The sequence below is a fragment of the Exiguobacterium aurantiacum genome (genome assembly GCF_024362205.1).
Lineage (GTDB): Bacteria > Bacillota > Bacilli > Exiguobacteriales > Exiguobacteriaceae > Exiguobacterium > Exiguobacterium aurantiacum_B.
The window spans coordinates 1563990-1582166 of the sequence record NZ_CP101462.1; the positions used below are offsets into that span (position 1 = coordinate 1563990).

Annotated in this window: 18 protein-coding genes, 1 pseudogene and 1 other annotated feature; of the genes and pseudogenes, 5 read left to right on the forward strand and 14 right to left on the reverse strand. The window is 50.2% G+C overall.

All coding sequences use genetic code 11. From position 1 onward, the window contains the following. Nucleotides 1-393: 393 nt before the first annotated feature. Complete coding sequence (locus tag NMQ00_RS08130) at nt 394-1230, forward strand: GGDEF domain-containing protein (protein WP_255176284.1); 837 nt, start codon at nt 394-396, stop codon at nt 1228-1230. Here the strand turns inward: NMQ00_RS08130 and NMQ00_RS08135 are convergent. The 5 genes and pseudogenes from NMQ00_RS08135 to NMQ00_RS08155 form a co-directional block, all read right to left on the reverse strand. Further along, the gene (locus NMQ00_RS08135; RefSeq protein ID WP_255176285.1) at nt 1223-2245 is read right to left on the reverse strand and encodes a serine hydrolase domain-containing protein; all 1023 of its coding nucleotides are present in this window, start codon (nt 2243-2245) and stop codon (nt 1223-1225) included. The genes NMQ00_RS08130 and NMQ00_RS08135 overlap by 8 nt on opposite strands. 28 nt (nt 2246-2273) lie before the next feature. Continuing rightward, entirely contained in the window at nt 2274-2705 is a 432-nt protein-coding gene (locus NMQ00_RS08140; protein ID WP_255178698.1) for an HAD family hydrolase, read from the reverse strand. Then, nucleotides 2677-3051, reverse strand: a pseudogene (locus tag NMQ00_RS08145) (class I tRNA ligase family protein); the annotation flags it as partial. The gene NMQ00_RS08140 and the pseudogene NMQ00_RS08145, both read right to left, overlap by 29 nt. 68 nt (nt 3052-3119) lie before the next feature. Continuing rightward, nucleotides 3120-3393, reverse strand: a binding site (T-box leader). 53 nt (nt 3394-3446) lie between these two features. Continuing rightward, nucleotides 3447-4070, reverse strand: a complete 624-nt coding sequence (locus NMQ00_RS08150) for a carbon-nitrogen hydrolase family protein (protein ID WP_255176286.1) — start codon at nt 4068-4070, stop codon at nt 3447-3449. A 75-nt stretch (nt 4071-4145) separates the two neighbouring features. After that, nucleotides 4146-4664, reverse strand: a complete 519-nt coding sequence (locus tag NMQ00_RS08155) for a Rossmann-fold NAD(P)-binding domain-containing protein (protein WP_255176287.1) — start codon at nt 4662-4664, stop codon at nt 4146-4148. Between the two features lie 91 nt (nt 4665-4755). Between NMQ00_RS08155 and NMQ00_RS08160 the strand changes: the two genes are divergently transcribed. The 3 genes from NMQ00_RS08160 to NMQ00_RS08170 all read left to right on the forward strand — a co-directional run bounded on the left by NMQ00_RS08160 (nt 4756) and on the right by NMQ00_RS08170 (nt 6208). Next, the gene (locus NMQ00_RS08160; RefSeq protein WP_255176288.1) at nt 4756-5202 is read left to right on the forward strand and encodes a GNAT family N-acetyltransferase; all 447 of its coding nucleotides are present in this window, start codon (nt 4756-4758) and stop codon (nt 5200-5202) included. A 140-nt stretch (nt 5203-5342) separates the two neighbouring features. Further along, nucleotides 5343-5759: an NAD(+)--rifampin ADP-ribosyltransferase gene (gene arr, locus NMQ00_RS08165; RefSeq protein ID WP_255176289.1), complete on the forward strand. Its 417-nt coding sequence runs from the start codon at nt 5343-5345 to the stop codon at nt 5757-5759. Between the two features lie 17 nt (nt 5760-5776). Next, complete coding sequence (locus tag NMQ00_RS08170; protein WP_255176290.1) at nt 5777-6208, forward strand: hypothetical protein; 432 nt, start codon at nt 5777-5779, stop codon at nt 6206-6208. A gap of 408 nt (nt 6209-6616) precedes the next feature. Here the strand turns inward: NMQ00_RS08170 and NMQ00_RS08175 are convergent, their stop codons facing one another. The 6 genes from NMQ00_RS08175 to NMQ00_RS08200 all read right to left on the reverse strand — a co-directional run bounded on the left by NMQ00_RS08175 (nt 6617) and on the right by NMQ00_RS08200 (nt 14595). After that, nucleotides 6617-7033, reverse strand: coding sequence for an SRPBCC family protein (locus NMQ00_RS08175; RefSeq protein ID WP_255176291.1), 417 nt, complete (start codon nt 7031-7033; stop codon nt 6617-6619). 388 nt (nt 7034-7421) lie between these two features. Next, nucleotides 7422-11108 carry an ABC transporter permease gene (locus tag NMQ00_RS08180; protein WP_255176292.1) on the reverse strand — a complete coding sequence of 1229 codons (3687 nt, stop codon included), beginning with the start codon at nt 11106-11108 and terminating at the stop codon, nt 7422-7424. Further along, complete coding sequence (locus NMQ00_RS08185) at nt 11101-11799, reverse strand: ABC transporter ATP-binding protein (RefSeq protein ID WP_255176293.1); 699 nt, start codon at nt 11797-11799, stop codon at nt 11101-11103. The genes NMQ00_RS08180 and NMQ00_RS08185 overlap by 8 nt, the downstream gene beginning before the upstream one ends. A gap of 214 nt (nt 11800-12013) precedes the next feature. Beyond that, nucleotides 12014-13078, reverse strand: a complete 1065-nt coding sequence (locus NMQ00_RS08190) for an ABC transporter permease (protein ID WP_255176294.1) — start codon at nt 13076-13078, stop codon at nt 12014-12016. After that, nucleotides 13078-13938 (reverse strand): ABC transporter permease subunit, encoded by an 861-nt coding sequence (locus tag NMQ00_RS08195; RefSeq protein WP_255176295.1) that lies wholly within the window; start codon nt 13936-13938, stop codon nt 13078-13080. The genes NMQ00_RS08190 and NMQ00_RS08195 overlap by 1 nt, the downstream gene beginning before the upstream one ends. 384 nt (nt 13939-14322) lie before the next feature. Beyond that, nucleotides 14323-14595, reverse strand: a complete 273-nt coding sequence (locus NMQ00_RS08200; protein ID WP_255176296.1) for a hypothetical protein — start codon at nt 14593-14595, stop codon at nt 14323-14325. A gap of 219 nt (nt 14596-14814) precedes the next feature. Here NMQ00_RS08200 and NMQ00_RS08205 point away from each other — a divergent pair, with 219 nt between their 5' ends. Then, nucleotides 14815-15222 (forward strand): hypothetical protein, encoded by a 408-nt coding sequence (locus tag NMQ00_RS08205; protein ID WP_255176297.1) that lies wholly within the window; start codon nt 14815-14817, stop codon nt 15220-15222. Nucleotides 15223-15263: 41 nt separating this feature from the next. Here the strand turns inward: NMQ00_RS08205 and NMQ00_RS08210 are convergent, their stop codons facing one another. The 3 genes from NMQ00_RS08210 to NMQ00_RS08220 form a co-directional block, all read right to left on the reverse strand. Next, nucleotides 15264-16022: a DUF817 domain-containing protein gene (locus tag NMQ00_RS08210; protein WP_255176298.1), complete on the reverse strand. Its 759-nt coding sequence runs from the start codon at nt 16020-16022 to the stop codon at nt 15264-15266. 8 nt (nt 16023-16030) lie between these two features. Next, nucleotides 16031-16891, reverse strand: a complete 861-nt coding sequence (locus NMQ00_RS08215) for a metal-dependent hydrolase (protein WP_255176299.1) — start codon at nt 16889-16891, stop codon at nt 16031-16033. A gap of 219 nt (nt 16892-17110) precedes the next feature. Further along, nucleotides 17111-18106, reverse strand: a complete 996-nt coding sequence (locus tag NMQ00_RS08220) for a helix-turn-helix transcriptional regulator (RefSeq protein ID WP_255176300.1) — start codon at nt 18104-18106, stop codon at nt 17111-17113. Between the last annotated feature and the right edge of the window lie 71 nt (nt 18107-18177).

Here is an 18177-nt window from a genome sequence, read left to right on the forward strand (position 1 = left end):
GTTCCGCAATCACCAGCTGGCTAGTCGTCGAGAGCATCGCTTGTTCACAAAATGAGTTGATGCCACGTTGCTTCAAAAAGCGTTAACTCTGATTGTGGAAAAACCGTTTAACATACCTTGTTCGACTTTGAGGAGACGGACGCGATGAAACGAATCTGTTCGGGCGAATCGATCGGCACGCTGATTCACGATAGCCAGACTGACTTCGCCACATAACTAACGACACCACTCGAAGAACACACTCGCCCCGATTCAAAAAACGAGCTCGTTGTTCCAGTCTTATGTTTTATAATGAAGGTGACGGACACCTTTGATTGGTTATTTCGCATATATAGCGGGTAATTGAGGAGGTGGCTCATCGCGAGCCGACTCAAAACAGATGGAGGGGTGAACATGAAGCAATGGACTAATGAATCGACTTATTTGTTCGGGCTCATCGCTTGTATGATTGTCGGCACGATGGCATACACCGTCCTTTTGTTCGAAAGTAACACCGGCCTTCTCGGCTACTTGATTTTACCTGCCATCGTCTTATCTTCCCTCATCTTCGGGAGGCGGGCCGGGCTGACTTTGTCTGTCACGCTCCTCCTCTTTTTATTCATCTATTTCCGATGGTTCGCGTCCATCTATGAAGCAGGAAACGTTCAGTTTTTCAACAGCAGAGGCATCAGTTTTACGATTCTGCTGCTCGTCATGTCCGTCTTGTCCGGCCTTGTTCATCAACTCGTGAAGAACGTGCAGCTGTCACGGCTCGAGTTAGAAGAGCGGGCCCAACAGCTCGTGGCCGTTGACCCTGAGACGTGGCTCGATAACGCCGAACGGTTTCGGATGGACTTGACTGCAGAACGCGATCGCCTCATTCGCCACGGTGACGCCTTCACGGTGTCGTTCATTCAAATCCATGAGCTGAGACAGTTCGAGGAACGGTTTGGACGGACCGAGTATGAATGGTTCTTGAACTACTTCAGCGACGAGCTTCACCTGGCCACGAGACGAACGGATCATAAGTATCGCGTCGCCCTAGACACGTTCGCTATCATCTATCCTCACACATCCCTTGAGGCCGCCCGTTTCGTCCATGACCGGATTTGCCCGTTACTCGAACAGTATGAACTTCAAAGCGGTGAACACGTGTCGTTGTTACATGAGGATACGTTCTATGACGTGAATCGAGAAAATGGAAATGAGGTCGTCGACGAAATCGTTACGAACATGTCCACGTTCAGTTGAATATCGCTCGATAAACATCCCCAATCAGACCATCCATTTGGTGCACCCCTAACTCTGCATTCGTCATGATGATCAGTGATTTTCCGATGTATGGATACGCCACGATCATGCTTTGAAAACCAATCCCCCAGCCGAGCGACGACAGTTCGCGCCGTTTTTGTTCCCCATCGAGAAAGACACCGAGTCCGATGAACGGGTTGGACGACGAACCAGACAGCATGTCTTCTAACGTCCGATCAGACAGTTTGCGACTGTTCCCTTTCACCGCCTTCATCAGTTCGACAACGACGCGCGACAAATCCTCTGTCGTCGTCCATAGCCCGGCCGCCGCTGGATATGGATAGTGCGGGATGATGGGCGCAACGGGATGGCCGTGCTTGTCGTGGCCGCTCGCGAACGTCACACGCTCCACCTCCAAGTCATACCCACTTGCATGGATACCGAGCGGGACGAACAGCTCGTCACGCATCACATCCGCGAACTGGCGCTTCATGACGTCCTCAACCAACAGTTGAATCACACAAAATCCAGCGTCTGAATAATGAAACGTTTGGCCCGGCTCGCCAGTCACCTGAACCGGTCCGTCGTGATATGGCGTGTTTCCGCTCAATAAAGCGGTCATCGACGGACGTCCGAACGTGACATCGAGTTCTCCAAAACTGTCCGTCGCATCGATGACCCCGGACTCATGACGCAATACTTGACGCAACGTCACCTCGGATGGTGTCGAGACAACATCCTTTAGTTGCCACGAGACGAGCCGGTCATTCACCGGAACATCTAACGCTAACTGACCCGTTTCGACCAACTTCATAACGAGGACACCGGTCAAAAACTTACTCATCGAGCAGGCATTGAAGCGCGTGTCCGCCGTCACGGGTTGACCGTTCCCTGTCGCTACCGTGCCGAACTGTTTAGAGTCCATCAGTTGCCCATGTTCAAGCCAGGCGATACTACAACCCGGCACGCGATGATGTTCCATCCGCTCCTTGATATACCCTACATCTAACGGCATACTCCCTCTTCCTCTCCTAAAGCTCAATTCATCGCATTACAATCAACTCGGACAAATCGTCAATCGACTCGTCGGCTCCTGCATCGGACTCCTCCCAGCGGTCGTTCCGTTTCCAAACCGTCCGCATGCCGACTCGTTTGGCTGCTTGAATGTCGTGGAGCGCAGGGTCCCCGACGAACATGGCAGTTCCTGGCGTAACGTCTAATCGCTCGAGGCCCCGATGAAACAGCTCGGGGTCTGGCTTTTTCATACCTTCCCATTCTGAGACGAGAATGCAATCGAAATAGTCGTGGATACCTAGACCATGGATCGACTTCATTTGAAATTCGCCAAATCCGTTCGTGATGATGCCGCGCCGAAGACCATGCGCTTTCATGGCGCTCAGCATCGGGTCGAGATTCGGGAACGCGACACAACAATGCTGAAACGTTGCAGTAACTTTGCTCGACTTCTTTTTTATAAATCAGTCCTTTTTGAAGCAAATCGAAAAATATGTTTTGCACGTTCCGATGATGGAACGTGGTGTCTGTTCTCGTGTACACATCATATGAAAATCCGAGCTTCGAAAAACATGTAACAAACTCCTCATGGTACCGATCTGCAATCACAGGAGGCGATACACCCTCCTGCTTCGCTCTTACTGTAATCGGGGTCCCGTTACAATCGCTGCCTGACACATATAGTACTTCTTCTTTTTTTAGCCGAAAATACCTTGCTAAAATATCTCCGGAAAGAAGACTCGAAACATGTCCTAAATGTAAAGATCCGTTCGCATAAACCCAAGCCCCACCAATGAATACAGCCATGACTTCATTCCTCCAGTTAATTAGTTGAATAGAAAACAAAAAAACCTCGCCCTCAACTGTTCATAACAGTTAAGGACGAGGTTTGGATTCCCCGTGGTACCACCTTAGTTCGCAAAATGACTTACGCCATTTGCCTCTACAAGTACAGAACAAATAAGCTCGTTCGTATACCGTGACATTGATAACGGATGCCAATTCCCGTCGAAGCCTACTCATACGAAACGTATTTTCAGGTCGAAGCTCAGAGACCATTTTCAAGTGAGGATTTTTAACTTCTTTTCAGCTACCGAAGTTCTTTGTATAAAAATCGAGTCACTCTACTTTTCTCTTCCATGCCTTTTTTCGAATATGTATAAGTATCTTATTCCCATTGGAATTTTTAGTCAACAATTATTTCAAATTTGTGGAATGAGTAAGTTGACTGTCTTTTTCACCGTATCGACAATCCGGGTAAGCGTATCGTTTTTCGACAGCAATACCTCCTCGCCCGTCTCATCAAAGCAATACGCGATCGGAATCGAATGGCCACAGTTCCGATACGACCCGTCGGCATGGCTCGTCCCAAGAATGATTGATCGTTGTTGCAATGCAATCTTTTTCGCTTCTCCAGACCATTCCTCGTATTGTTCTTCGCTGAACATGCCGACTCCAATCGGATTGAAGATAAGTTGAATGTCCTCTTCCGATTTGAGTCCTTCCAGCCCCATGAAGATTTCTCGACAGAGCACATATCCGTATCGTTGACCATCGTCATCGACGGTTGACGGCATGAAGAGCGGCATCGTTTCCGGTGTCTTGGCACGGTCCAACAGTGTTTCCCCACGCTTGTTGATGATGAGGGCTCGGTCCACGTTCTGCTCGTTCCGATAGCCCATCACGACCGCTGTCTGAAACGTCTTCGCGAGTTTCTTGACCTCGGGAAGATGGGTAACCTGACAATAGCCTTCCGGATACAAGATCAAGTCCACATCAGGGTTCGCTTTGATGTCTTGACTGAATTGCTCTAGGTGTTTTTCCATTTTGGGTTGGCCAATCAGAATCTTCATATGTACGGCACACCTTTCTCAAATTTACATTTTTTAAAATCAATATTCTCACTTCGTTGCAAAGCCGACTAAACAAAGAGGTTTCTTCTCTTGAATCGCCTCGACCACGCCTCCGGCAATCTCTTCATGCGTCAACCAGCGGCGCTGCCCTTTCACGACCTGATAGCCGAGTTGCACTTGGTGATAACGGACGTCTTCAGGGATTGTCAGCCCGTTCCTCACACCGCTCGGATTGGCGCGGCTCCCTAGAAGATGGAACACGTCCGTGCCCCTTTGTAGTGCTGACAACACACACGGTAAGGCATCAGCTGCGTCCGAATAAATCCAGGCAACGACCAAGTCGAAATCTCCATGAATCTCAATCGAACGTCGCAGTGCTTCCTTCAGAAGCAAGTCGTCCCGATAGTCGACCAATACGGCAGACAGACGATCTGGCAATCGCTCGGTCAATCGGCTCATTTTCTCGCCATCCCGTCCGATGATAGATACGTGATACCCGACCTCTGCCAACCAAAGGACCGTCCCCGCCAGCATCCCGCTGCCGCCGATTACTAGCGCATGTTTCACGATATATCTGTCCCTTCTGTCCGTTTATAAGTATGGAAGGAATCCTGTCTTACGAGAGCGAAATCTACATATAACATCCCCTCAAGGAGGCATGATTCCCATTCCATCGACCATCTATTTCATCAAACCAATCGAGTCGCCACACGAACTCGATGAATCGTTCCCAGTCATGAACCAACTGCGTACCGACCTGACGCTCGACACCTATCGCGAGCTCGTCGCCGCCATGCGACCACAAGGCTATGAACTGTATGCGTTATACGCCGACGATGCGATTGTATCGCTTGCGGGTATTGAGCTCCGCGTCAATCTCTATCTCGAGAAATACGTCTTCATTTACGACCTTGTGACGTGCGCGAACCATCGCTCGAACGGATATGGTGAGATGCTGCTTCACTTCGTCCACGAATACGCCCGCGACCATAGTGCCAAATACGTCGCCCTCGAGTCAGGACTTGCCCGGACCGAGGCGCACCGCTTTTATACAGACAAAATGGACTATGCCATCACGAGCTATTCGTTTCGTAAACAGCTTTGAATTCGTTGTAACGAAAAAGGAAGAGCCTGTCGCTCTTCCCGTCTCTATTATATCGCGATTCTCGAACCAAAAACAGACTATCTTCTCCTAAATTTAGCCACTATACTGTGAAGACAACCTGACTGAAGGAGAGATGAAGCATGACTGATGACATGAGACCGCTCGACCCCGGCCCGTTTTTTCACGGCACGAAAGCCGAACTGAAGCTAGGTGACTTGCTTGAACCGAAGCGACGTTCGAACTATCAAGACAAGCAGTCGAATTACGTCTACTTCAGCGCCACCCTCGACGCCGCCAAATGGGGAGCCGAACTGGCGAGCGGTGAGGCTCGTGAGCGCATCTATCTCGTCGAACCGACGGGTGACTTCGAGAATGACCCGAACTTGACGGACAAGCGCTTCCCAGGCAATCCGACCCGGTCGTACCGGTCGAATGCCCCGCTCAAAGTCGTGGCCGAGCTCGGGGCGTGGGAACGCCATCCGGATGATGTGATCACGCATATGCTTGAATCGCTTGAGAAACTGCGGCAAGCTGGGGAAGATGTGATTGACGACTGACACGAAGGAGAAGCACCTTGAAGAAATTCCACAACAAACGCAAGTATATGTTGATCATCAGTCTCGTCGTCGTACTGCTATATGCGACGACGTTTATCCCGCAGCGAGTCATCACGACGTCACCGTCGAGCGTGTCCCACATCCACGTGCTTGACGGTCAGAGCGGTTATGAACTCAACTTGAGTGACCGAGACGACATATACACCGTCATGAATAACTTGAATGACGTCACATTTCAAAAAGGAAAGCCTAGTATCGGCTATATGGGTTACTCGTATCGGGTCACCTTATATGATCAAGACGGAGATGAGTTAGACGAATTCATCATCAACAGTGAGGACACGCTCCGCTACCACGGTTTCTTTTACGCGGCAAAGTCAGGAAAAATCGACTATAACAAGCTTGACGCGTGGATGGCGCAAGTGAAGGCACAACCTGTTGAAGAATGAAGCGATGTCTATCGAAGCGATTGATTGGCTCTACGTCTCGACAGCAAGGTAATTAGCACCAGACTTGCTATCGCTGAGGTTGCAATCTTAAGCTGAAATCCATTCGTCAATCCTTCGATCACATATCCCCTAAGTTGTTGGGACAGACTCGCTTCCGGTATCCAGTCAATCACATAGCCGATTCCTAGCATTGCAGGAAGGCTTATCGCGACATAAATATCAATAAACACGAGTGTGAACGTCTTGATGTTTATCGTCTCCTACCTCCATTTCTGGCTGCACTGAATTGTAAAGTCTCCCGACCAAATTATAAATGATACAATCCATTCAAAAATTAGCTCAAGAATAAAAAAGAATAGACACTATGTGTATATGTCGATGCCAACATGTACACAGCGTGTCTTCAATTTACTGTTTTCTAACGTACTTTGCGAAATTATCAAGAATTGCCTGCCAACCTTGACGCTGTAACTCAAGCGGATTCATCGATTCCGCATCAAATGTTTCGACCACTTTTGTTTGCTCCCCTTCCGAAACAAATGAAACGGTTACTCTACGATTGTCTTCAAGGTGATATTGAATGAGTTGATTGACCTGAACTTCATCATATACACCTTCAAAATCGAAGCCCATACTTTTATCTTTGGCCTCCATCCGACTTCGAAACTTTCCTCCGGCTCTCAAGTCATTCTCTGCTTCCGTCGTGTGCCAATCTTCTGATGCATGATTCCACTGCTTAATATGGTCAGGTTCTGTCCAAAGTCGCCATACTTTATCGATTGGCGCGTCAACGAGAGATGATACAGTCACTGTATTTGAATCCATCCAATAATCTCCTTTGAAATGAATTGTTTCTAAACGCTTTAACTTCGACACTGAATGATCAACAACAAATAACATCTTTTACATCACATCATTCGATGTGCATTCGTTGAAATCCTTCTTCCCCCTTCTCTGACATATACTTGATTGCAATACGGTATTAAATCGACTCTTCGACAGATTGAGAGATGCAAATAGCGCTGAATAGACGTTCTTTTCCGTAGTGCAAATCCTTATCAACGGAGAGGCAGATTCTCTAATCGTTTAGGCCGTTTGAAAATAAACGAGTATATTCTTAAGAAGAATTCAGATGCGAAATCAATCCAAAATAAAACGTGCCCAAAGCAACAATCGATGCTTCGAACACGTTTTAATTCCACTGTGACTTTACTTAGTTGATATCGAAGGCAATCACGTAGTCTCCTCCGACAATCTCTCCGCTCACAAGGAGCGCTGCACGCTTAGTTTCTTCTGGAACTTCATAGGTCAGGGTGACCAAAGATGTAGACGGAACACGTAACCAGGAATTGTGTTCCCACCCTCCTCGTTCGACCACCGTGAATGTTTTGACTTTATACTCTTCTCCTTGATCATCAAGCAACTTATAGCCCGGAGGATAGTATTTGATAATTCCCCCATCTGAGTCCGTCCCGGCCTTCGGTGTGTCACCACGTACCGCCACCGAAACCAATTTGTATCCTGGCTTAGCCGGGGCAACTTCTGCAGGAGTCGGAACAATCTTCTCGATGCTGACGAGTTCATCACGGTAGGTCGGGTCGTCATATTCATAATAACGATACGAATCATTTCCTCGTTTTTCGATTTCTCGTGAAGAATCAGAAGGTTTATTAGAAATATCCACACCAATCACATATTCACCGGCCACTATATCCCCATTAACGATAAGCGCGACCCGTGCTGTGTTTTCTGGAACTTCATATGTCAATGTGACCAAGGACGTTGAAGGAACTCGAAGCCAAGAGTTATGTTCCCATCCCCCTCGTTCAACTACACTAAACGATTTCACCTTGTACTCTTCACCATTGTCATCCAGCAACTTAAAACCTGGCGGATGGTACTTGATGGTTCCACCGTTTGCATCTACATCGTCTTGAGGCGTCTTCCCACGTACCGCCACCGAAACCAACTTGTATCCTGGCTTAGCTGGGGCAACCTCATCAGGCGTCGGGACAATTTTCTCGATGCTGACGAGTTCATCACGGTAAGTCGGATTATCATATTCATAGTACCGATACGCCTTGCTACCGCGTGCCTCAACCGCACCCGTCTTCGAGGACGCCGGTGAAGATTCTGGATCCGTCGAGTCGGAATCGAGGTCGCCCAGCTTCTCCCCTTTCGTGCCCTGCACTTCGGTCACTTCACGTTGCACTGGTTCCTTTTCTCCTTCTGGGAGCGCGAAGAAGAACAAGGTCAAGACGGCTGCGCCGAGACCTCCTGCGACGGTCCCAAGGATCCATTTGAAGCGACGCTCCGTCCGTTTAGTGTTCACCTGCGTCCCACGCATCGCCTGGTAGGGCAAGACGCTAACGGCCATCTGGGCCGGGAGTAACGCGCCGATCAGGCCCGTCAGCACGGGAACGAGTAGTGTCGCCGTGAGGAAGAGCACCTCGGTGAGCGGAAGCGACCCATATACGTTCCAGACGAGCACACCCGCGACGACCAGGCCGAGTAGACCGGCCAAGAGTCCGAGCAATCCGCCTTCGACGAGCACGAGACGGCGCACGTTCGCCGAGCGCCAGCCGGTCGCCTTGAGGATGGCGATCTCACTTCTCCGTTCGTTGATGTTCTGCCACATGACCTCCGTCGTCGTCAGGACGGCGATGAGGAGCGATACGCCCATGGCGACATAGTGCATCGTCCCGACCTCAAGGGCGACATACTCCCCGAGAAGCGAGGTGAACATGACGCCTTGCAGGCGGACTGAGACGAACAGGAAGAACATGAACAAACTCGTCGGCACCGCGATGGCGAGCAGTGTCAAGAGCGTGCGCTTCCACTGAGTCACGAGCTGGTTGAACGCCATCCCGAGCACGCCCTCGGCCCGGACGAGCCGTAACCCGCGCGTCGTCGCCCCGGAGCGCAGCGCCTCATACGGTTTGATCTGACGGATCATCATCATCGGCACGAGGGACCCCAACACATAAATCCCGAGCCCACCAAACCCGATCAAGACGACACGAATCCAGGTCGTCGCCGTATCCCCGGCAAGGAGGAACGCACCCAAGATGGACCACGCGATGAGGGCGACGACACCCCCGAGCAGGATCGCCTCGATCAAGAGGAGACGAGATAGCTGTCTCGGTCCCCACCCGAGCGAGAGCAGCACCGCGAACTCTTTTTTTCGGGCGTACAACATGATCACGTTCGACGTGAACACGTACAAAATCGCGACGAGGATGACGCTCGCGATGACGCCACCCATGCCCATCTTCGTCTCCTCGAAGATGGTGAACGAAGAGCCTAGGCGGACCCACGGCTGTTGGACCCAGCCGAGCGCCTCGCCCTCTTTGAGGCCTGGCAGATACGTCAGTGCCATCTGCGGGGACGACCCGAGCGTGACGTCAGTGATGAGCCCCGTCGTCTCCTCGATCTCCTTCGCGACCGTCTGAAGCTTCGCCTCGCTCGCCTCGTTCAGCTCGTCGACCCCGCTCACGTTGACCCGGATCGCCGAGATCGGCTCGTCGCCGAGGATGGCGGCGGCCGCCTCGAGCGTCGTCAGGACGAGCGGCGGGCGGGTGAGGAAACCGCGGTCGTTATTCAGCGGCAACATCTCCTTCACCGGGTTGACCGGCTCGTCATTCGCATCGATGACCCAATCGGCCTTGGCCGGGAAATACGTCTCCATCGGCAGGTCGGTGAGCGGGTCGCGCGCCATATCGAGCTTGCCTGGGTCGAAGGCCCCGATATAATTTAGTTTCACTTTCGGCCAATCCAATCCCGTCTCACTGAACATATTGAGCGGCCGGTACATCTGTTTCAACGGATAAATGCTGTCCTCTGGGACCTCGTAAGGTTTCACCTGGTAGGCGAACGGCCATCTCTCCGCGAACGGACTCGTGACGGTCTCATAGTCCAGTGAAGAGGGGCGCATCATGAGAAAGTTGAATGCATCATTCTCGTCCGAGAAGCCGAGTGGGTCCCCGTTCAGCAGGGACTGGATGACTTCCTTATGCACTTCCTTGCTACCGACGGGCTCGACTTCGTCAATCGTTTTCCCGGAAAGACTCTCGAGATAGCTCTTTCCACCTTTGTCCCGCACATAATTGGCGATCTCTTGGGTGTCTGTCGTGTCGATTGGAAGTTCGACCTCTTCCAACTCATAGGCCATGGTCATGTCGACAAAATTCTCGGTGCTCATGATCACGGGGACTTGGACGATTCCCTCTTCATTCACACTCGTGTCGACTGACCCAGAGAAATACTGACTATGCCCAGTCTTCACTACTGCTTTGTCCAAGCCGACCAAGCTCGCCTCTGCCTCCGGATCGATTCCGGCAATCATAAAATTGGAGGGCAGAATCGGCTCGATGGTCTCGCCGACGTCAGGTGGCGACATGCCATAGTTTGGGTCGGCCTCCATCGGGCGCCAATCTCCTAAGACGTAAAGATTTGAGATGTCTTCTTCGATCCCAGCACCCGTATTCGTACGTTCGATAAATTTCACGCGATACACTTTCGGCTCGTCCGTTTGAAACGTGCCAATCTTCTTGAAATATTCATACGATCCGATCATCGCAATTGGTGCCGCGACCTCGATGTCGCTAATCTGTTTGATTTGCTCATACTGCTCGAGTGTGATTCCGCCGTCCAAGCCGCTCATATAGTTCGGTTCGAGCAAATCCAGCTCCTCGGTCACGCTCCGCGTGCCCGGCGGCCGGACGACGATATGATAGGAGGATTTCCAACGTTTCTCGAGTTCGGATACGACCGTTCCCTTGTTCGACTCGGTGAGCCCGACGAGATACGACAGCCCGGTACTGACGATCAAGACGCCGACGAGGAGCAGGATGAACCGCTCCTTGTTGCGCCACCACGAGTTCCAGATGAACTTAAGCATGTCCCGTCACCCTCATGTCGATCACTTCGATGATTTCACCGTCTTTCATCCGGACCTGGACGTCGGCCCGCTCGGCGATACTCGGGTCATGGGTCACACAGATGACGCCACACCCTTTCTCCTGATTCAACTCTCGTAACAGTTCGAAGATGACCTCGCCCGTCTCCGAATCGAGGTTCCCGGTCGGTTCGTCGGCGAGCAACCATTCCGGCTCATGGATGAGGGCGCGTGCGACCGCGACGCGCTGTTGTTGGCCGCCCGACAATTGGGACGGCAACGACTCCGCTTTCTCTTGTAACCCGACACGTGCCAAGAGCGATAAGGCACGCTCTTTTTTGTCGTAGTCGACCTTACGACTAAAGAGCGGTGCCATCACGTTCTCAATTGAGGTCAATGTCGGAATCAAATGGAACTGTTGAAAGATGAATCCGACTTTCTCAAAACGAAAATCGGCCAGCTCCTTCGCGTTCAATTGACTTAGCTTTACCCCCTCGAAGTAAAGATCACCACTTGTCGGCACGTCAAGCGTTCCTAAAAGGCTCAAGAGGGTTGATTTTCCCGATCCTGATGGTCCAATGACGGATACAAAATCACCCGCTTTAAAATCCATAGTGATTGGCTTCAACGCATATGTATCAATTCCCTCACCTTCAAATTTTCGAGTCATCTGTACGCATTTAATTTCACCCATATTTTTACCTCCAAGGTATCATTTGGTAATTATTAGTTGGATTAATTATAGCAAGATTTATCCAAATGACTATTGTTTTATTTGATTATTCAGATATCAATGAGTGTAAAGCCCGTAAATAACAATAGAAAAAGGCATTCCCACTCGTGGGAACACCAGAATTGTACTCATGTTATAAATCTTACTGTTTAATCACTCGACTGTTGCTAGATGATCAAACATTTTTAACGATATCATCGTTGTGTCTCTTTCCTTCGAGTCCAAACTTTCCATCCGCGTGCACACAGGTGAACGGATTCGCGAGTGACGCGGCTGCCGCCTCCGCTTGAGACATCGTCTCTTCCGTGACGACCGCCTCTTGGCGTCGTAACCGGAATGCCCGCTCGAGGCGGCTCGTCAGCAAGTTACTGAGGAAGACGAGCATCGACAATCCAATCGCAGGGACGAGGAACATGTGACTCGTCATCCAGGTCGTCGCCGTGAACTGCTTGAAATAATAGCCGAACATCGACGACCATTCAAACAGTGTCGGCATCACACCTTCGAATAAGTAAATGGTCCCTCCAAAAAAGACGCCGAATAAGGACAGATGAATGAGTAACATCAATGTTTGCACGAATTGTTGCATGAAGACGATTACCATCGTCGGGACGAGGTGCGGCCACAAGTGCCGCCTCACTCGATGCCAGACGCTGCCGCCTAACGTCTCGGCGACAATCATAAACTCTTGTTGAAGCAACTGCCGGATTTCTGTAATCAGGTACAGCGTGACGGCAGGTAGACCGAGCAACACGAAGACCGTCAATTGAAGCGTCACGCGGTCAACTAGCGGTGGCACCATCGTCGAGTCTGCGAACAACAGGGACGAAAACAGCATCATCATGGCAAGAAGGGAAATCGGTAGAATCAAAAATCCATCCAACAGCATTTTGAAAATTCGGTTCAACCGTGCCCCGCGAAACGCGAGCGGAATCCCAACTACTAAGCCGAGCACCATCCGTCCGAGCGCCACGGTCGCACAAATACCGACCGTCCATTTGAACCCTTCGATCATCATTTGAAACAAATCATTCCCGGCGCGGTCGGTTCCGAGCCACTGATCTTTGGACGGTTCGAGCGGTGGAATGCCAATCAATCGTCCCTCATCGGAGTAACGGTTCAGGAATTGATCGACTTGACCGTCTCGAAAAATCGTATTTCCGATGCTTAACAATAGCAAGCCCATCAAGATTGTAAAGACGATTATGAAAACTGGGTCACGTAGCAGCGTACGACGCATCAAATCTCCCCTTTCCATGCTTTCGGGATAAGCCACTCCGCCAGTAAATCCAATGTGAAGATTGGGATATAGACGACCAACAAGATCACGAGTAGGATTGGCATCACAGGATTATAGACGACAAAACGGAAAATCCCTTGCACGTTGAACAAATATTCGATGATCAGGAGACTCGATAGCACCGTGATCAAGTTCGAGCGGAAAAAGAGATAGAAGCGATACACCAAATTCGGAAGCAAATGCTTCCAGAACAACCCTGCCGGCCGGACGCCTTTAGCTCGCGCCAACTCGAGAAACGGTGTCGCTTCCTCCTCGAGGATATGTTTCGTCAACCATTTGAGGAAGAAAAATAGAATAGTGAGCGTCAACGTCAAAATCGGTAGAAAACGTATGTATTCGGCGAACCCGCCAGCGACTTCGATTCGATCGAAGCCGGTCGTCTTATGAATCGTGATCGCAAGATATTGTGAAAAGATGAGCCAAAATAAATCTGGGATCATCTCGAGCGTCTGGCTCGTTTGTTGAAGCACCGTGCGTACACGCTTCCCGCTCCGATAAAAGAAATAGGCGTACATAAGGGCGAACCCGACTGAGACGACAAGTGACGTCGTCAAGATAATAAGCGTCTCTTTCATGAGCGGACCGAGATCTGGCAATAACGGTAACTCGCGTTGCGCGGTGACGTTGAAGTATGTAATCTCATCGAGTTTCGCCAACTGACTGAATTGTTGTTGAATCCCGTGCCAGTAGTTCGAAGGCACGAACTCGAGTTGCACGACGAGTGACGGCAAGGCGCTGATTGCTATCAATACGAAAATAGTGATGAAAAACTGAGCCGATTTTTGAGCAATCCAGTTCATTAAGTTCTCCCCCTTTCAAAATATAAGTAGATTCTCATAACCGTTTCGAGCTTACTTGTAGATCATAAACTATTGATTCCAAAGAGCCGATTCCAAAATAAAGCATATCCCTCATCTCAAAGTAAAAAATCTCCATTTATACTGTTATGATTTTATCATAATCATTTATGAATAAAAATAATATTCCGAAAATTATATAAATTTAAATAATCATTTGATTCGACAGTTTCCACATGGAAATCAGTGTCTTTTACAGCGTACCGACATCCGTTGCACTCAACCTATTGCTTTATCGGAAAAGTAGATTCGAAATGATAATTGACTTTAATAGAAAAAATGGCAAAAAATCATTAAAAAAAATATCCTTCTAATCAGAAGAATACTTTAGTATGTTGAAAAGAGCGGATCGCCATCTTTCGACTTCAACACATAGTCAACTCCAGTCGAATTCACTTTCGTCAACGTGACGGTACAATCAAACAACGTGCCTGGTCCATATGCAACGTCCTCCGGTATGTCCGGAAAATCGTAAGACTCCTCTTCAAACCAGAGCGTCACGCCGCCTTGTTTCGACTGATTGTCAACGACATAGCAACTCCCAGTTTCCGTCTCATAACGGCCAAGCGCGCGATCATATGTATCAGGTACGGCAATCATAAAACAAACGATAGCTATGAAGACACTAAATATGGCTCCCAGCAATTTCATCAATTTGCGCTCGCTCCGCCATTGTGACATATATACAAATGTCGAAAGCACACAGATGAATCCGACAAACCAAAACGCAATTAATTGTGCCAACCTGATCACCTCTTTCATATTATACGAACATTGCCGAATAATGTTTCATCATCCTATCAGATTAAGGAGTCCTATATGGCCCACTTCCTCAAGTTACAATCTATCTCCATTTCCCTCGCGGTGCTGCTATTATTGAACATTCAACTGCTCGCCAACAGCGGACGGCTCTATTTGATCATGGGCAATATTTATACGCTAGTCATCGTCTCTATCGCTCTTGCTTTACTCTGGTTGTTCACGCGGCTCATCATCAAACACGTCACGCGACTAACTCCTTCACCATGGAACCTATCCCTGTACGTCTTATGGCTCCCCTATTTGGCGCTGTTCACCTATGTCTGGACACGTGTCATCCCCGCCCCTAGTGAAGCGGCATGGCCAAGTCCGGCCGTCGGGCTATTGATCATCGCGCTCACGTTCACATTTCCGCTCTATGTGTTCATCGTCCTTATGGTCGCCCGCTCCAAACAACGAACGACGTAATCAAAAAACGTGTGCAGCCAACGACGGTTGCACACGTTTTTTCATGAGAGCTCCTGTCTTCGTTTCTGCCACGCCACCAGCAAGATGCTGATGATGACGAGCAGGAACCACGACGACAGCTTGCCGAGGTCGACGAGCGCCCAACCGCTCAACTGGTTCGGATACGCCCAACCGTTATAGAACGTGACGATATTCTCCGCGAACCAGATGAAGCAGGCGATCAAAAAGAAGGCGACGACGACGGGCATCGTGAAGCGACGGTCGTCGAGCCGGTACGTGACGATGGCTCGGCCGAAGACGAGAAAGACGAGACCAATCAACACCCAGCGCATATCGAGCCAAATGTGGTGCCAAAAGAAGTTGAAATAGATGGCGATTCCGAGTCCGAACGCGATGAGCGGTGGCGGCATCTTGAGAAACTCCAAATCAAGGCGGCGCCATGATTGGACGACGTAGCTGCCGACGCTCGCATACATGAACCCCGCATAGAGCGGGACGCCGAACCATTTCGTCAACGCCGCATCCGGATAGCTCCACGACCCCATCTGGACTTTAAACAGCTCGAGGCCGAGCCCGATGACGTGGAACCAACTGATCACCTTCACTTCTTCCATCGTCTCGAGCCCGGTCTTGACGAGCACGACTTGGACGAACAGACACCAAATGAAGAGGACGTCATAGCGCGGAATCGGAAAGTCGAACCATTTCGTCAACGCGAGCGCCCCGAAGATGGCGACCGGGAAGATGCAACTGAGTGCTTGTTCGTAACCGAAGATGAACAAATAACGGATGCGCCACATAGAATCACCTACAATTCGATGTATTCGTAAAGGAATGACGACTCACCGTCAAAGAAGCGCGGATCGTAGAGGCCGAGCCGCTCATCATCCTCGACGACGACAACGAACGGGGACCACTGTTTGAGCGTGATCGCTTCTTTATTTTCGGCGAAGAGCGGATTCAAATCGGCATCGTCCGCACTCGTCAACTCGTATTGGACCTCGGGTTCTTGATAGACCGAGTCACTGTAAATCGACACCGACTCATCGGTCTTTGTGACGACCGTGAACTGGGTCGGGATGAACGAGGCCGACAGCGCCACTTCATCGTGATCGGCGGCATACGACTGATACAAGTACGCCCCTTGCGCACTTTGAATCAAGACGTGCACGACGATTGCTGCCCAGGCGTAGCGATACACCGTATGACTGATGTCAGTTCGCCGTGCGATCAGCCAGGCGACGAGGAAAATGCCCCAATAGACGAAATCAACGATCGGGATGACACCGAACGTGACCCGGACATCCGATAACGGTTCGAAGTAACCCGTCCCCCAGGCGTTGAACAAGTCCGCCGTGTTATGGATGAACACGGACAAGAACGCCCACCAGAAGTAACGGATATCGGTCACCTTGAACAAGAGGCGCACGAGTATGTAAATGAGTAGCGCGAACAACGGGACGAGGAAAATCGAGTGAGTGATACCGCGGTGCCACATCTGATACATCCCTTCCGTGTCCCATAGTCGCGAGATGACGTCACTGTCCGGGATTTGACTCCCGACGAGCGTCGTGACGAACAAGGCCCGTTTTTCGTTTGTTTGTAAGTCTCGCTTATCGGCCGCCCCGTAGAGCGTCAGACCGAACAGCGTATGTGTGATGGTATCCACCGGTCTCCTCCTTTTGGACGGAAAAGACATCCCCCTCATGACGAGAAGGATGTCCGTCCTAGCTTATTTCTCTTGGTCCATTTTCATGGCGCGTCTTGCGACGACGGCGACAAAAATGACAGCGACAATCGGAATGATTAAAGGCATCCAATTCAACATCCGCCTGTCCCCCTTCTACAAGTGTCGCAAGCAGTATATCATATCTTCAATTCAACCGTTTCAGTGAATGCTTGCCTTCGCATACCGTTCGGCCATCGCCTCGATCGTTTCGCGCATATGGTCGCGGAGCGTGACCGGTTCGAGCACCTCGACTTGCGTCCCGAGCGACAAGAGCCAGAAGACGAACCCGTCGGATACGGCCGCATCGAAGCGGATGAGGAAGCGATCACCGTCTTGCGTGATCGAGACGTCTTCACCGAGCTTGTCAAAAATGACCGGCAGGACGCGCTCGTCGACGGCGAGGACGATTTCCTCGTCGAGCCCGTTGTACATGTTGAACGACTTTTGGAAATAGTCGTCCGGCAAATGATGCTTCATACGCGGCGTATCGTCCTCGACAATTTCCGAGTTGACGATGCGGTCGACGCGATAGTTTCGGATTTCCCCGATTGACTCATCGATCCCGATCAAATAGTACTGTTCATGGTTCCAGTGCAGGTCAATCGGATTGACGACATAACGTTCGCCGTCACGGCGGAGCGGGAACGTCCGCTTCGTGGCGTCAAAGCCGACGACGTCCGTGTATTGGAACGAGATCGCTTTTTGTTCTTGGATCGCGCGCTGGATGCGGTCGATATGGTAAGGAATCTGTCCGTGTTTCTTCTTCGGTGTCTTGATGATCGACTGGAGCGTCTCCGCTTCCGGGATGCTCGTCAATTTTTGAAGCTTCTCGACGATGCGTTCCGTCACGTCCTCCGAGATGAACTTCGCCGCGACGATGGCGTCGACCATCATCCGGAGCTCATGAATTTCAAACAGACGGGCCGAATGCCAATATTTTTTGGCAAGGCCGTTCTTCTCGAGCTCATCCTGCACCTCGAACCCCGAATCGGTCAATGCTTGGATGTCGTCTTTCACTGATTTTTTTGCTAACTTAGAAGTATCTCCGATAGTAGATAAATATTCGAGCAAGTCTTCTAACGTCTTCGGATGGTTGTCATCTGTATGGCGTTCGAAAAACCGTCTCACCTCGAGTAACCTTTCTCGGTTGTTCACGGTTTAATCCCCTTTCACTTCTCTATGTAAAATATGTATAAACAGACAGTAGCATGTTATTTCCATGAAAT

What these genes read in the sequence shown, in the direction of transcription:
- NMQ00_RS08130 (WP_255176284.1), top strand. Translation starts at nt 394, where the DNA reads ATGAAGCAATGGACTAATGAATCGACTTATTTGTTCGGGCTCATCGCT.
- NMQ00_RS08135 (WP_255176285.1), bottom strand. Translation starts at nt 2,245, where the DNA reads ATGCCGTTAGATGTAGGGTATATCAAGGAGCGGATGGAACATCATCGC.
- NMQ00_RS08150 (WP_255176286.1), bottom strand. Translation starts at nt 4,070, where the DNA reads ATGGAAAAACACCTAGAGCAATTCAGTCAAGACATCAAAGCGAACCCT.
- NMQ00_RS08160 (WP_255176288.1), top strand. Translation starts at nt 4,756, where the DNA reads ATGATTCCCATTCCATCGACCATCTATTTCATCAAACCAATCGAGTCG.
- arr (WP_255176289.1), top strand. Translation starts at nt 5,343, where the DNA reads ATGACTGATGACATGAGACCGCTCGACCCCGGCCCGTTTTTTCACGGC.
- NMQ00_RS08175 (WP_255176291.1), bottom strand. Translation starts at nt 7,033, where the DNA reads ATGGATTCAAATACAGTGACTGTATCATCTCTCGTTGACGCGCCAATC.
- NMQ00_RS08180 (WP_255176292.1), bottom strand. Translation starts at nt 11,108, where the DNA reads ATGCTTAAGTTCATCTGGAACTCGTGGTGGCGCAACAAGGAGCGGTTC.
- NMQ00_RS08185 (WP_255176293.1), bottom strand. Translation starts at nt 11,799, where the DNA reads ATGGGTGAAATTAAATGCGTACAGATGACTCGAAAATTTGAAGGTGAG.
- NMQ00_RS08190 (WP_255176294.1), bottom strand. Translation starts at nt 13,078, where the DNA reads ATGCGTCGTACGCTGCTACGTGACCCAGTTTTCATAATCGTCTTTACA.
- NMQ00_RS08195 (WP_255176295.1), bottom strand. Translation starts at nt 13,938, where the DNA reads ATGAACTGGATTGCTCAAAAATCGGCTCAGTTTTTCATCACTATTTTC.
- NMQ00_RS08200 (WP_255176296.1), bottom strand. Translation starts at nt 14,595, where the DNA reads ATGATTGCCGTACCTGATACATATGATCGCGCGCTTGGCCGTTATGAG.
- NMQ00_RS08205 (WP_255176297.1), top strand. Translation starts at nt 14,815, where the DNA reads ATGGCCCACTTCCTCAAGTTACAATCTATCTCCATTTCCCTCGCGGTG.
- NMQ00_RS08210 (WP_255176298.1), bottom strand. Translation starts at nt 16,022, where the DNA reads ATGTGGCGCATCCGTTATTTGTTCATCTTCGGTTACGAACAAGCACTC.